This window comes from Geobacillus sp. CX412 (genome assembly GCF_027942335.1).
In the GTDB taxonomy this organism is placed as follows: Bacteria; Bacillota; Bacilli; order Bacillales; family Anoxybacillaceae; genus Parageobacillus_B; species Parageobacillus_B toebii.
In genome coordinates this window covers 1231530-1246335 of the sequence record NZ_CP103461.1, presented here as the reverse complement: position 1 = coordinate 1246335, position 14806 = coordinate 1231530, and the positions used below count along the sequence as shown (strand labels likewise).

11 protein-coding genes and 5 pseudogenes are annotated in these 14806 nt (G+C 44.9%); 6 read left to right on the top strand and 10 right to left on the bottom strand.

All coding sequences use genetic code 11. From position 1 onward, the window contains the following. Positions 1-253: 253 nt before the first annotated feature. Together NXM86_RS06560 and NXM86_RS06555 are read right to left on the bottom strand one after the other, a co-directional pair. Positions 254-691, bottom strand: coding sequence for a DUF4275 family protein (locus NXM86_RS06560; RefSeq protein ID WP_498958778.1), 438 nt, complete (start codon positions 689-691; stop codon positions 254-256). 10 nt (positions 692-701) lie between these two features. After that, on the bottom strand, positions 702-1625 hold the full coding sequence (locus NXM86_RS06555) for a tetratricopeptide repeat protein (protein WP_498958777.1): 924 nt from the start codon (positions 1623-1625) through the stop codon (positions 702-704). Between the two features lie 87 nt (positions 1626-1712). Between NXM86_RS06555 and NXM86_RS06550 the strand changes: the two genes are divergently transcribed. Then, on the top strand, positions 1713-3032 hold the full coding sequence (locus NXM86_RS06550) for a M20/M25/M40 family metallo-hydrolase (protein WP_089097805.1): 1320 nt from the start codon (positions 1713-1715) through the stop codon (positions 3030-3032). Positions 3033-3245: 213 nt separating this feature from the next. Here the strand turns inward: NXM86_RS06550 and NXM86_RS06545 are convergent, their stop codons facing one another. Further along, entirely contained in the window at positions 3246-5699 is a 2454-nt protein-coding gene (locus NXM86_RS06545; protein WP_498958776.1) for a DEAD/DEAH box helicase family protein, read from the bottom strand. Continuing rightward, positions 5692-6018, bottom strand: a complete 327-nt coding sequence (locus NXM86_RS06540) for a nucleoside triphosphate pyrophosphohydrolase (protein WP_015864194.1) — start codon at positions 6016-6018, stop codon at positions 5692-5694. Before NXM86_RS06540 ends, NXM86_RS06545 begins: the two co-directional genes overlap by 8 nt. A 141-nt stretch (positions 6019-6159) precedes the next feature. On the opposite strand from NXM86_RS06540, the gene NXM86_RS06535 reads away from it, so the two are divergent. The 4 genes and pseudogenes from NXM86_RS06535 to NXM86_RS06520 all read left to right on the top strand — a co-directional run bounded on the left by NXM86_RS06535 (position 6160) and on the right by NXM86_RS06520 (position 8047). Further along, entirely contained in the window at positions 6160-6324 is a 165-nt protein-coding gene (locus tag NXM86_RS06535) for a YoqH family protein (protein WP_158082868.1), read from the top strand. 235 nt (positions 6325-6559) lie between these two features. Then, positions 6560-6979 carry a hypothetical protein gene (locus NXM86_RS06530; protein WP_081189394.1) on the top strand — a complete coding sequence of 140 codons (420 nt, stop codon included), beginning with the start codon at positions 6560-6562 and terminating at the stop codon, positions 6977-6979. Between the two features lie 146 nt (positions 6980-7125). Continuing rightward, positions 7126-7593, top strand: coding sequence for a CBO0543 family protein (locus NXM86_RS06525; protein WP_498958775.1), 468 nt, complete (start codon positions 7126-7128; stop codon positions 7591-7593). Positions 7594-7715: 122 nt separating this feature from the next. Beyond that, positions 7716-8047 (top strand): annotated as a pseudogene (locus NXM86_RS06520) (hypothetical protein). Positions 8048-8318: 271 nt separating this feature from the next. On the opposite strand, the gene NXM86_RS06515 reads toward NXM86_RS06520, so the two are convergent. The 6 genes and pseudogenes from NXM86_RS06515 to NXM86_RS06490 all read right to left on the bottom strand — a co-directional run bounded on the left by NXM86_RS06515 (position 8319) and on the right by NXM86_RS06490 (position 12938). Further along, positions 8319-8717 carry a hypothetical protein gene (locus tag NXM86_RS06515; RefSeq protein WP_062756213.1) on the bottom strand — a complete coding sequence of 133 codons (399 nt, stop codon included), beginning with the start codon at positions 8715-8717 and terminating at the stop codon, positions 8319-8321. A 19-nt stretch (positions 8718-8736) separates the two neighbouring features. Beyond that, complete coding sequence (gene glsA / locus NXM86_RS06510; protein ID WP_498958774.1) at positions 8737-9660, bottom strand: glutaminase A; 924 nt, start codon at positions 9658-9660, stop codon at positions 8737-8739. Between the two features lie 289 nt (positions 9661-9949). Next, positions 9950-10231: pseudogene (locus NXM86_RS06505) on the bottom strand (aminotransferase class I/II-fold pyridoxal phosphate-dependent enzyme); the annotation flags it as partial. A 41-nt stretch (positions 10232-10272) separates the two neighbouring features. Continuing rightward, a pseudogene (locus tag NXM86_RS06500) lies at positions 10273-11354 on the bottom strand (RNA-guided endonuclease InsQ/TnpB family protein). Between the two features lie 109 nt (positions 11355-11463). Continuing rightward, positions 11464-12369: pseudogene (locus NXM86_RS06495) on the bottom strand (aminotransferase class I/II-fold pyridoxal phosphate-dependent enzyme); the annotation flags it as partial. A 281-nt stretch (positions 12370-12650) separates the two neighbouring features. Then, positions 12651-12938, bottom strand: a complete 288-nt coding sequence (locus NXM86_RS06490; protein WP_089097810.1) for a CotG/ExsB N-terminal domain-containing protein — start codon at positions 12936-12938, stop codon at positions 12651-12653. A gap of 310 nt (positions 12939-13248) precedes the next feature. Here NXM86_RS06490 and NXM86_RS06485 point away from each other — a divergent pair. Then, positions 13249-14554 (top strand): annotated as a pseudogene (locus tag NXM86_RS06485) (IS110 family RNA-guided transposase). The last annotated feature ends 252 nt before the right edge of the window (positions 14555-14806 follow it).

Here is a 14806-nt window from a genome sequence, read left to right as displayed (position 1 = left end):
TTTTCGTCACACAATTCGCACCCAAATTGCGGAACTAAACGAGTGAACGAACCGTTTAACCGGCTGGAAACAAAATAAAGCCAGCTTGCGCATTGAGCTAACGGAAACTTCACTTCAGCAAAATCGCCCGACACGAGCGAAAAATCCGCAAGTTATACAGACATCTCCTATTTTAAGAATCTCTCCCATCTACGCTACACTTAGGGTGGGAGATTCCTGCTCTGTCATCTCTATTATCTGCCACCTACTCGATTTATTTGTTGAATCGGAAACCTTCTTGTCTATATTTTCGATAAAAATACGGCCCGCACCACTCTTCATGCGTCTGCACGTACGTCCATGTAAACTGCGGATCGACGACATACACATCGTGCTCCCGCCGCAAATCTTCCGCCCGCAAATTTTCAGCGTTTACAAGCATATACGCTTCTTCTCTTTCTTGATAAAACAAATAACAGACGAACCGATTCTCCTCATGAAACGCGCGCATAGCTGCTTTTCCTTCAAAACAGGGCAGTTTTTTATAACTGAATACATGCCATAAAAACTGGTCGAAATAAATCGATTGCTTCTCCTGCAGACTAATGGCATCCGTAAACGCTCGTTCCCAACGCCTGCGAAATTCTTCTCCTTTTCCCTTCCATTCTTCGACTATGATTCCTTGATTTTCCAATCTTTTTCGTATGTTCATTTCCATCCCCCTACTCCCAAGGAAATATATCGCTCGCGCGGCAAAAAATCCGATACGAAACGCCTTGTTTGCGGCTCCGCCCCACTTTGTTTCCCATTCTGGTCGTTTCAATGATATCATCCCAAAACGGAATGCGTGCGCGCAGTCGCTCAAATATCTTTCGAATCGCAGCATCCGTAACGTCTCTGCCGAAAAACGTTTGAAACAACGTTTTTCGGATATCTTCCCCAGTCATTGGCCGTTCGCTATGAAGAATCGTCGCAAGCACATAAAACGACTGGTATTCTAGTTTTACAAACTCGCCTGCGAAACGAACGACAAAGCCGTCTTGTTCGCTGATGCAAAGCATCACCTCATGTGGCGAAAGTAGCTCCTGCTCGGAAAAATAGGTTTCCTCCGTTACAATTTCGTCGCTTTCTGGTGTAATGATACGATAAAGCGCGCGATGAAAATCTTCAATGCGATGGAGAAAAATCGCCTGGCGATAGCGATCGACCGTTTCTTCATCATATGGCCTTGCTTCCATTTTTTCTATCTGCTTTAATGCGTTCGCCGCGAGAAAAATGCCGCAATTGACAAGAAACATATGGCTTAACATCTCCTGCGTGTCATTGAGAGATTCATCCATCGATCCCGAAAGCGCCTGATTAAAGTGATACGCCGCTTCGGCATATCTTCCTTCATTATAGTAAATATGTGCCAACCGATAATTCGCAATTGGATGGTTTGGCTTTCGCTTTAACGCTTTTTGCAAATACATTTTCGCCTGCTTCGGATCGGGGTTGCTCGACATTTTAAAATACTCGCCAAAACGAACATACAGATGAATCAACTCGTTTTCGATTTCTTCCCGCCGTTTTCGATCTTTTTCTTTTTTCCACTCCGCAAGCAAGCGGCGCTCTTCTTGATGCGGAAAAAACTCGTATTCTTCCATCTCCGTACTCTCCCTCCTTTGTGACAGGGTGTCACAGACCGATTTGTATAGTTGTGTTGTAACGAATTTGAAAAGGAGATGGATAATATGGAAAAATGGACAAAATTGATGATTCGTCACGGATTTCATCCGGAGGATATGGAAACAGGAATTACATCACAATGGCTTGCGCAAACATTCGCAGCGCTTATCCAACGGCACCAGCACCTTGACACCATTTCCGAAACGGACTGGATGGAAGCTCTCCAACAAACCGCCAAGCAAATTGTTTTTTACAACGATGACATTCCAGGAAGAGAAACGCTGGTCGACCCGACGAAAAACGAACTTCCTCTCATTCAAATCGATCCGTACGTCCGCGGCATCGTCCGCTGGCTGAACATGATGCATATTTACACCGTTTACAGCTGCGACGGAGAGGGAGTTCGCCCGGCAACGATTTATTTTCTCGAAGACTTATCCGCCCAGCAGCTCGCCATCATCCGGGCTTGCACTCCGCCACACGTTCGAATTAGAGCGGAAAAAAGAAAAGTAACATTATTTTATCAGCGCGGACACATCGATGACCTTCTGACGATGGCTGAACGGTTATACAATGTCTGGCGAAATCCAGAGCTGCTGATGACGTATCGCTTAGAAACATTCAAACATCGCCTATACTCCCTTCTTTCCATAAACGGAAAAAGCGGCGGAGAAGCGATGATTCGGCAAATGCTCTATCGAAAGCTCCAACAAAAAACAGATTGGCGCGAAATCGACGATTACGGAAACTTGCTTGCTGCTGTCTACTGCGGAAACGGTCCAACGATTTTGCTTTCCGCCCATATGGATACAGTTCGCCCGTTTTCGACGAAACGCACGATTATCGAAAACGGAACGGTATTAAACAGCTCGCACGGCATCTTAGGCGCCGATGACCGCGCGGGAATCGCGGTCATCTTAGAAATACTTGATTTCATTCGCCATTCCCGCTTCAAGGGAACGCTTAAAATCGCCTTTACCGTCGAAGAAGAAATCGGCTGCCTCGGCTCGCGCCATATCGACCCAACATTTTTACAAGACGTCGACGCCGCAATTGTCGTTGACCGACGCGGAATGCGCGATATCGTCACTTCTTACGCTGGCATCATGCCATTTTGCGACGATAATTACGGCCGTATTTTTGAAACAGCAGGAGCACTCGCCGGCATGCCAGATTGGAAAATGGCCCCAGGCGGCCTCAGTGACGCCAAAGTCTTCGCCGAATTCGGCATTCCATCTGTCAACTTATCCGTCGGCTACGAGCACGAACATACTGAACTCGAAACGCTCGACTATAAAGCAACGCTTGAAACGGTGATGTTGCTTGAAACGGTATTTGAAAACAACATGATCACAAAAGAACTCTTCGCAACGTGTAAGGGTTAGGAGAAAATAGAAAGTAGAGTGGAGCAAAATAACCACTCTACTTTTATGTATTTTTTGTTTCTGTCGCTACGCATCCGCTTTTTGACACTCTTGGCGAATCATCTCCTAATATTTCGTTAGCTCCAATTTGCCTGAAATTGTTATGCTCTTGTCTTGCCAATGTATAATGAAAAAAGCGACTCCATCCTAAAAGACAGCATGCAAAATATAAAACTATTCTATTTTTTTATTGTCTTTCCTTTCAAAATATACATGCAACCGATACTCGCAAATCTCTTTCGTCCATTGGTATAAAATCTCTTCGTCTTCCGGATCGATGGAAAATGTTAAAGAAAACACATTGTTGTCAAAGGAAAGAAGGCCGTTGGAACTCCCGCTCCATTTCGTCATCGGCATTCTAGCGATAAGTTTGCTTACTTTTTCTTCATCGTAAACCCATAGCCGTTTTGTTTCCTTGTCCGAAAAATCAATGCGCTTCCGGTATTCTTTCTCGGTTAGATAGCGATGGAAAAATGGTGCTGCCTCTTGGGGCGTAATAGGCAAATGCCATCGTGATGAACCCCGTTGAAGCATCGCCTGTAAAACAACCATTTTGTAGCTTTTCGACATCGGAGTGCGTTCTACCTCAACCAGCCATGATTCATATTTTTTGAAAACCTCTTTCTCTCGTTCTGACAGTTCCTCAGCCCAATAAAGAAACCCAAAATACGACTTGAATTCCGATTTATATTCAGCCGCTTCACTTCTTCCATAGAGGTGAAGCTGCAAGTATGTCGGACGATAACCGAGTTCCTGTTTTAGTTGTTGATAGTCAAATAACAGTTTTTCGCGACGCGGCTGGCGTTTTTTCCGCATTTCCTCTAATAGATTAATTGCCCGTACATCAAGATGAATCGAACAATTTGTCGGAACGGTTGGGATCGGTGTCGCTTTTTTCTTTTTACCTTCCCCACGTTCCGCATCAAACAACGATAATTTCACATCTGCATTGCGATAGTTTCCGATTAAATCGATAATGACGCAATAATCCTTTCCTTCATACAACCGAAGTCCGCGACCCACTTGCTGGGTAAACACGGTAAGCGACTCCGTCGGCCGGACAAACAGCAACGTATCCACCGATGGAATATCGACGCCTTCATTAAATAAGTCCACCGTGAAAATGGCGTCTAATTCTCCTTTTTCCAGCATTGCAATTGCCCTGTCGCGGGGAATGTCTGTCTGTTTAGAGTGAAGGCTGACCGTTCGATAGTTTCGTTTCCGAAAATATTCCGATAAAAAGTCGGCTTGCTTGATCGATGAACAAAATACAAGCGTTCTTGTTTTCTTATATTTCTCCCATGCCTTTAAAATCTTGTCTGCCATTTCTTCCCTTAGCTGCACTTGAAGCAGTTCTGCCTCATCATAGCGGTTGCCGAGCCATTTGATCTTGGAATAATCCGTATCATCGTAGACCCCGTAATAACGGAATGGGGCAAGCCATCCGCGTTGAACCGCTTCAATAAAATCAATTTTGTAGGCAACATTTCCGTCACAAATCGCATATACATCTTTGTTGTCATTTCGATCTGGAGTTGCGGTAATGCCAAGCAGAAATTTTGGCTCGAAATAGTCAAGCACCCGCTGGTAAGAGCGCGCCGCGGCGTGATGAAATTCATCGATGATAATTAAATCGAACGCATCTTTGGAAAAGGCTTTTAAATGTTTTTTCATGCTTAGCGTAAAAATGGAGGCAAAAATAATGTCGGCATCCTTATCTTTCTTATTTCTGTCATAAATGCCAAATGTTTTATTCGGGATAACCCTTTGAAACGAGCGTTTTGCCTGCCGAAGAATTTCTTCGCGATGCGCAATAAACAGTACTTTTTGAAAACGGCGGGCAAAAAACGCTGCCAAATACGTTTTCCCAAGCCCTGTCGCCATGACGACCATCGCCTTGTCGTAGCCTTCTTCATAAGTCGCTTCCAGCCGTTCGAGCGCTTCCACTTGGGCAAAGCGCGGTCGAATCGTTTCGTATGTAACCGTTGCTGGATCGTAAATTACGTCATGATCACGTTCATTGATTTCCGTCTCCGCTTTATCCAATGGAAGCATTAATTCGACTTCTTCCGCTTCCGCCCACGTTCGCGCGAGATTCGGATGCCGTTGGTGATAGTCATGATACTGCTTTTCATAGTCCTTTAACGTCTCTTCGTTCACTTGTACTGTTTCATCAGCGTAAAACAGCTTCAAAAACTCTTCCATTGCCTCTACAAATACGTTTTCATCGATGCTTTTGTCCAACCCGATATTCCATTCGATCCCTTCTGTCAACGCCGATTTCGACAAGTTGGAGGAACCGACAATAAAATAGCCGCTTGTTGTATTTTCAAATAAATATGCTTTTGGGTGAAAAGATACTCCCCTGCTTCGCCATAATCGTACCTCGATGTCCGGATGAATAGAGATCAGCTCACGAAGCGCTTCCGGCTGGGTGACAAAGAGATAATCGCCAGCGCAAATTTTAATATCCGCCCCTCGTTCCGCCGCTTTTTTCAATGTTTCTTTCAGCAGGCGGACACCCGATTTCATCACGAACGAGGTTAATATGTATATGGTTGACGATGTTTCGATATGTTCCTGTATCTTTTCGATAAGATTGCGTTGAATTAATTCGACCTTACTCATCGTGTACCTCGACTAAAAAGATTTTTTCTTTAAATCCTCCCCGCTTCTCTGCTTTTTCCGCTCGAATTTGTTCAACGCGTTCGATCGACGATCCATGGCATTCGGCAAGAGCATGAATAATTTCCAGCACATCCGCCAATTCTTCCAGCGCTGTTTCATTATCACTCGCATTCATATATTCTTCTAATTCTTCAAATGCTTTTTTTCGCAGCTCTTTACGATATTCGTCATCTTCCAATATTCTCGTTGTAAATGTCTTTCCCGTTTGTTCAATAATTTGTGGAATCTTATCACGGACAAGTTTGTTGTATACTGGCATGATACCCTCTCCTATTTTTATTTTCTCTTTACATATTCTACAAGATTTTTCCCTTGTTTGAAATGTGCACTTTTCTGCCCTCTATCGAAAAATGAATCATCGTCTTTGGGAAACGATAATCGATTTAAAGGATTTGTCTTTATGATCAATGTTATTAGTTGGCGACTTCTTCTTTATCCAACTCCCAAACAAGATAATCTCACATGGGCTGGGAAATTGGATGACATCACCGCCAATCTAGACAATGCCGCCATTCAAATTCTCCTTTCCCCCTCCAAGACCAAAACACAAGACCCATTATCTTAATCGTGGCATTCGTCCATGCAACTAAATATTCTGCCGAAAAACCGGGATGAATCGTTCATAATTGTTTTTATGGCCCATCAGCGTGTTTGGTTGAGCACTTTTATCAATGCGGTATCCATGAATGAGAAAATTCGTATCCAAACCAAAACATCATATACATACTGAACTCGCTCATAAGGAAATATAAGTAACAAACGATGATGATTTCCATTGCCAGAAAATGAAAGGGGATACGATGAGAAACATTGCTGCTTTATTTTCAATTCTGATGCCTGGATTTGGGCAAATATATAATGGTCAATTCATAAAGGGTGTCTTCTTTATCATTGTAGAACACTTTGATAATGCATTCGGACATATAAACGAAGCCATTCACCTTGATTTTAACGGATTACATCAACAGGCTGTCGAGGTGACCCATTTTGACTACATGTTATTTTACCCTGGATTTTATGTTTATTGCGTATGGGACGCATGGTATCACGCAAAACCAAATGCGGACAAGACAAAAACCGCCATTCCTTTTATTATAGGCGGTTTTCTGGGAGTGATGGGTGCAATATTCGCAAACCGGCTGCCGATACCTACTCTAACCGTCGCAATGTTAATGATCATTCCGATGATTTGCGGCATGATCGTATTTAGAGATCAATAAGCGCATCTTTTGTCTATTTGAGCCACGAGTTAGTGAAACAACCAAATCAGTGCTTAAGCGGCATTTTCATGTATTCAGAAATATTCCATTTTTCTCTTGGCCATACTAAACGATATGCAAATCAATCATAGGAGATGGATGAATCCATGGACAGAATCCTTTTGTGGGCATTGCTGGTTATTGGCATTATCTTATTTTGTTTTAGTCTGAGAAAACCGCTAATCAAAGACACGCTTTTAGTGTTCTTATTAAAAGCCTATTTTTCCTCATTTTTTGGCGTTATTGTTGCAGAAGCACGCTTAATTGAATACCCTGTAAGGTTTTTAGGCCAATATTTCGACACGAGCATTCTTTTTGAATACTTTCTGTATCCGATCATGTGTGTGTATTTTTACCAAACCTCTTATCATTCCCACCTTCTGGGCATTATCGTGCAATGCACATTATATACCGCTGCTTTAACGATCATTGAGGTTCTTTGTGAAAAATATACAGATTTAATTAACTATCATACATGGACATGGATGTATTCGTTTATAACCATCTTTATCCTATCGTTTTTCGTGCGCATGATTATGGAGCTAATCAACAAAAGGGAGCAATCAACAGGATAATGTGCATGAGATCATGTCTGATAGGAACTGCATACATGCCGCTACTTTCTAAAAAAGAAGTCTAATTTTCTGCCGCTGCTTCTATATATGTAGTAATAGATGATAAAAGGAGGCAGCAGATCATGATACTGTACGATGTGAAAAACAAGCTATTCTACAAAGTCATCAATTCAGGCCGACCAAAAATGACAAATTTCCCTCAAAAAAGGGCATGGGGCTACGTCTGGAAAACAGTGAACGGAGAACGGGTTAAGTTTTGGTTTGACTTTGCAAAAGGGCGGTATATGTATTTTCAATACGGACAAAAGTGGTATCGCGTACGATATTTGCAGTCGAATGATAAAAAGACAAATGAAGATATTTTCAATGGGTGCTGATTGATTTAAGCATCGATGGGCAGGAGTTGAAACTATTGAAAGGCAATGTCGAAAAATATGGGAAGCAAGCGATATGACGTCAGTTGCAATAATAAGGTGGCAAAGAGGGACGGAGACCTCCTCGCCACCTTCCTTTTTCACCCTATGCCCACCACATGTTTGGCAATTCCTCTTTGAAAAACAGCTTTTTTAGGAAATCAATCGCCTCCGATAAAAACTTTTGCCAACGAAGCGCTAAATAATTGGATCATCGACAGGCTTAAGCTGCGGCTAGGGAAAGACAGTGTCGAAAAGTGCAAAAAGCGGGCAATATAAATCCTGGATCGCACGTGATCCAGGATCGTTTCGTTACACTTCGATGGAATTTCCTTCTTCCACAATATGATAAAGAAGATGTGCCAAATGGTGAATTGGACCGTATTGTTCTTCTTCGTCGACTTCTTCCTCATCTCCAAATTCTAGATCATTTAAGTAAAGTGCAACGAATTCGTAAAAATCTTTCAGCTCAAATCCGTAGCACGCGCTTGGATCTTCATTGTCTTCTTCATATTGCAAAACGAGATACGAAACGTTTCCCTCTGCGTCCTCGGCATCAAAAAAGACGAAATAGCCGATGTTCGTATCTAGTTCAAATAAATGTCTTGTCCCGCCTTCTGTCGCTTTTTCAAAGTCTTGTTCATTTAACTTTTGAACAGTCATGTTTTCCATTTGATCTTCGCGATGAAATTGCACAGTAAATGATTTCATTCTTTGTTTCCTCCTCGTTTTAAAAAATGCTTAAGGAATATGTCTTGGATAGCAGTTCTAACAGTTTCATGCCGGTGATGCTGTTGCCTTTCTCGTCCAACGCCGGACCGAAAATGCCGATGCCAAACCGGCCTGGGACGGCGGCGAGGATGCCGCCCGAAACACCGCTTTTTGCGGGAATGCCGATTTTGATGGCAAATTCACCTGATGCGTTGTACATGCCGCACGTGACCATAAACGTTTTGCAAATGCGAGCGACATCAAGCGGCATAATCTGTTCATCAGTGAACGGGTCGCGTCCGTCCATCGCAAAGACAAGACCAATTCGCGCCAAGTCGATGCACGTCATTTCAATCGCGCATTGTTTTGTGTAAAGGTCCATTAGCTCTTCGACATCTTCATTGATGATACCATGCTGCTTGAGAAAATAGCAGAGCGAGCGGTTTAAAAACGCCGTTTCAAATTCGGACTGGGCCACTTCTTCCGAATACGAGATGGTCGGGTTTCCCGACAGTTTCCGTACAAACTGCAAAAGCCACTCGAACCGCTCCTCAACCGAAGCGCCGGCAATCATGTGCGTAACGGCTAACGCCCCCGCGTTGATCATCGGATTAAGCGGTTTGGCTGGCTGTATTTCTTCGAGCTTCGCAATCGAGTTAAATGGATCTCCCGTCGGCTCCATTCCTACTTTTTTGAACACTTCTTGTTCCCCACGGTCCATTAGGACAAGGGAGAGGGCAATAATTTTCGAAATGCTTTGGAGCGTCACTTTATGAGTCGTATCCCCCGCATCGATGACATTGCCGTCGGGCAAGTAAATAGCGATAGACAAATCGTTTGGATCCGCTTTGCCAAGAGCGGGAATGTAATCGGCGACTTTTCCATAACGCGCATACTGTTTTGCTTGTTCAACAAACTGTTCCAACTCCGATTTTGTGTACATTTGCCATCACCTGTTGTTAGTATGGCCAGCTGGATGGCCGATATGTAAAAAAACCGCTGGACTTTCAGCGGCTTTTTTGATTGTATTTTAGTACATCTGAGCTCTTTTCCAAATCATAAATCATTTTATGAATGACATCATGAATAAGCAGCATCATCTCACGCTCCTCTGCCTTATTTATTGTTGATTATAGAAACTCAAACAACATGCGGCATCGGAGCGCGGATGGAACTTTTATAGACGATTCGTATGACCATCATATCAGTCAAAAGTTGGAGGAACAATCATCTTAAGTTATCACCCCAATTTCTCTTCCCACTTTTGCAATCCGTTCCAGTGCCCAATCTAATTCTTCCTTCGTCAAAGAGGAAGAAAGAGAGAAGCGGATGCGGGATGTGCCTTCGGGAACGGTTGGCGGCCGGATCGCTACCGCGGCGATTCCGTGTTCCTGAAGCCGCTCGCTCATTTGAACCGTTTGCTCATTTGATCCGATGATGATCGGAACAATGTGCGTCGTGCTTTTTCCAATGTCAAATCCTAACTTTTGGAGTTCAGTGCGGAAATAATGACTGTCAACTACCCAACGGCTAAAGCCGTGGGCTTGCAGCTAGCCTAATTGGCTGCCGCGTTCGGCTGGTTGACAGCAGCCCTGCGGATGTTTTCCGCAGCCACGTTGTCGGCAGGGGCAGCGTACCCACAAGCTCGACAACAAAACTGATCCCTTGACGGTCTGTTTTCTTTGGCCACATGTCCGCAAACCGGACAGGTGCGGGAAGTATTTTTTGGATGAACCAATACCACCGGCACGCCAGCGATCGCCGCTTTATACTCAATAAACTTTCTCAACTGATAAAAAGACCAAGAAGAGTGTTGACGACGCTGTTGCTTTTTAACCGTTTTCTCGGTGCGTTGGCGGATGCCCTTTAAATCTTCAAGGGCAATGCCGCATCCGAGTGCCTTTGCCTTTTCAACAATCTTCTTGCTAATGCAGTGGTTCACATCACGGGCAAATAGTTTTTCCTTCTTGGAACGCTTTTTAAGCAGGCGTTTCGCTGACTTGGTGCCTTTCTTTGGAGTTTGGCGCGAAGTTTCGCATGGCGGCGGCGCAGCCCGTTGACCTTCGAGCCGGAAAATACCTCACCGGTGCTATCGACGGCGATATTAATGATGCCAAGGTCCACACCGATAAATCCGTTTTCGGAATTGGGCTGGCCTTCGGGAACGTCCACCACGAGCAGTAAATAAAAAATACCGTTTTGAAGGACTAAATCGGCTTGACCCCGAACACGGTTGCCGCACAGCAAACCTTGATGGTAGCGGCTAATGACCATAGGGATTTCCATTCTTCCTTGCAAGGTAAGGATGGAAGCATACTCTAACCCTTTAAAGGACAGGATTCTTTCATCATACACGATGGCACCGGTTTCTTTAAAGTTATGCAAGGTTTTTTTATCCAAACGATAGCTTTCCGACACTTTGCCGATGGCACGAACGGTCATTTGGGCAGAGAGGCCAAATTTTTCCCTGACGTCATAGTAGCAAAGCCGCTGGATTTTCGTTTTGGAAAAGGTTCTGGAGCGAAAAGCAATCTCGCTAATATAGTTGCATGCTTGGTTAAACCGTTTCATTGTTTCCAGCAGCGCATGAAACTGTTCAAGAGTTGGCATTAATTTAATCTTGAGAGTGCAGAGCATTCTTGATTCACCTACCTTTCTAAATCCAGTGTACTTATATTGAACGAAAAATTCAATATATATTGAAAATATAAACCCCGCCTTCCTCCACAGCTAAAGCAGTGGGCTTCCGGCGGATGTTCTCGTGAAATTGCAACGTTTGCCTTCTTATATGTTCCTTTTGAACAATCTCAATCGATTTTTCAATTGCACCAAGAACAGCTGGAGGCAAAGCGGTCGTAAAAATAAAGCTACGCGACGTATTAATGAAATAATCAATCAGCCATTGCTCTCCCACAACATAAGCGCCAAAGCTGCCTAACGCTTTGCTGAAGGTGCCCATTTGGATGTCAACCTGATCTTGCAAATGAAGATGGTGAACAAGACCTTCACCTCTTTCTCCATAAATGCCGCTGCTATGCGCTTCATCAACCATCAGTATGGCATTGTAACGTTTTTTCAACGTCACTAATCCTTCTAAAAGTGCCATGTCTCCATCCATGCTGAAAATCGAATCGGTGACAATCAATTTTCGTTTATGCGGAGATGCTTGTTTCAATAATGACTCTAAATGATTGAGATCGTTATGATAATAACGATATCGTTCCGCGCCGCTTAATCTGATTCCATCAATAATGCTCGCATGATTGAGCCAATCGCTAAACACAATATCATCGCGGCCAATCAGAGCCGCAATGATTCCGAGATTGGCCGTATATCCGCTATTGAAAATGAGCGCTGCTTCTGCCTTTTTCCAGTTTTTTAACGCTTCTTCGGCTCTCGTATATAGTTCATAATTGCCGGAAATAAGTCGCGAAGCAGTAGCTCCCGCACCGTATGTACGCATTGCTTGATATCCCGCTTCAATCAATCGTTCGTCGCTCGCTAGTCCTAAATAATTATTCGACGCTAAATTTAACATCTTCTTTCCGTTCATGACGATCCATGTGCCATCCGAAGAAGATACATTCTTCAACATGCGTCTTTGCGTCTTTTCTTCTAATCGTTGAAGCTCTGACTGAATGTGCTTTTTCATCCTCATCCCCCAATTGTTAACCAAAATAATTTTTGTGTTTACATTATAACTATATGCCTTGAATCTACACAATACTTCGAAATATTTTTGCCATGGAAAATCAACGTATCTTAGTGAATCATTTTCTTTTTTAATCTGTTTATTTAGAACAATGTTTTATTAATAAAAAATTCGTCATATAAGCTATTACAAATCCTTTTAAAAGAGAGTAAAAATAGGCGACGTCTTTGTTATCATCGCCTATTTTTGTAATATGGGAAAATATGGAATTTTATAACATGTCAATCATCTAATTCTAACCATAATGTATGCATATTGCTGTCACACCAGTATCTTCGTTTTCTGCGAGGGCGGAAGCAACTCGTACGGCGGGAACCACTCGTACGATGCGAACCACTCGTACGACGGGAGCCGCTTGTGCGACGCCATCCACTCGTGCGGCGCCAACCGCTTGTGCGGCGGGAACGGTGTTTACGACCTGTCGGCTCTTGATATAAAAAGTCTCCTAGACCATCCTTCTCAAGTTCTTCAACGGCATTTTGAATGTCATCATGCGTATAAACGCTCATTTTTTAACCTCCCAATATATGTTCGTTTTTGGAAAGATAGAATATGGATAATTGGCGGTCATCTATCTTTGCCTATAAACAATGTACGTTGTGCGGCTATATATGACTTAGACACTTGTCTTGCTTTTTACAAAAATAGATAAATGCCCTAGAGTAACAAGCGCCTTACCATTCACATAGGATTTATTGAACATGATCAGAAAGGAGCATTCCCGTTAGGAGCTTTTCCGGGGACTTGATCAAAAAAAGCCCTCTTGGTATGATGCAGGGGTGTCAAACACATCACTCACCATACCAAGGAGGACTTCAGATGAATTGTACACAAAACTATAAAATTGATCAAGTCACCGAACAAACGCTTGTCGTGGGCATCGATATCGCGAAACGAACCCACTACGCCTGCTTCGTGGATGACCGGGGGCGTGTGCTTCGCAAATCGTTCCCGATCTTCCAGTCGAAAGAGGGCTTTCGCCAGCTGTATGAAGCGATTCAGGAGGCGATGCAAGCGTTCGGAAAGCCGCAGGTGATCGTCGCCGTGGAGCCGACCGGGCACTACTGGTTGAACCTGGCCTACTTCCTCGAGGAGCACGGGATCCCGTTGGTCATGGTCAACCCGGCGCATGTGTGCCGGTCGAAAGAACTCGATGACAACCTGCCGACGAAACATGACGCCAAAGACGCCCTAGTCATCGCCAGACTGGCGAAAGACGGACGATTCCTCGTCCCCCGGCTGTTGCACGAGATCGAAGCCGATTTGCGCGTCGGGAGCACGCTCAAAGAGAAGCTCCGCAAGGAACAGACGGCGGTGAAAAACGCGATCGTCCGCTGGACCGACCGATATTTTCCGGAGTTTTGGACGGTGTTTCGCGACCTGGGGAAAACGGCGCTTTCGGTGCTGGAGTGGACGCCGCTTCCAGCCGATATGGCCGGCCGGGCGGTGGAGGAGCTTCTTGAGGTGTACCGGCAAAGCGAAGGGCTGAAATGCCCGCAGAAGGCCAAAATTCAGGCGTTGATCGACGCCGCGAAGGACTCGATTGGGGTGACGGAAGGGACGACGATGGCCCGGTTTGAGATCGCCGCGCTCGTCCGCCGATACCGCCAATTGGAGGCTGAGGTCGCCGCGTTGGACGCCGAGTTGAAGGCGTTGGTTCAAACGACGATGGAGTATCAATGGCTGAAAACGGTCGACGGGTTGGGAGACGCCACGATCATCGATCTTCTGGCGGAGATCGGCAGCTTCGCCCATTGACGATGGCCCGGTTTGAGATCGCCGCGCTCGTCCCACGTCAATTGGTGAAGTTGGCGGGCCTGAGCTCAAGGAGAATTCCTCCGGCCAGCGCAAAGGGCAAAAGCACATCTCCAAACGGGGACGGAAACGGCTGCGATCGGTGCTGTTTCGGGCGATGATTCCGCTGATTCGGCATAACGAGGCGTTTCGCGAGCTGCATGAGTATTATACGACCCGATCCGTCAATCCGCTGACCGGAAAGCAGTCCATCGTCGCCTTGTGCCGGAAGCTGTTGAATGTGCTGTTTGCGATTTGTACGAAGAAACAAGCGTTTGACGCGGAGCGAATGAAACAGGACGTCTTGTCCCAGGTGCAACGGGCGGCCTAAGGCCTCCCCCTGCGAACGGAAGAATCGTTGGACAACAGGATGACACCGGAGAAGCTGGCGTGATTTTATCCATTCGACCTTGAGTCCCCAAAGGAGCTTGGCCGGCCTCCGCCTGATGACGAGACCGAACGAGGGAATGTTGGCGCGAAGACGCCCGGAGACATGGGAGGGTTCGTCCTCATCAGCGACGCGGAGATCCAAAGGGTGCATCGAATACGCTTCTCCCCACGGAAGGAAAATATCCCCAGCCGT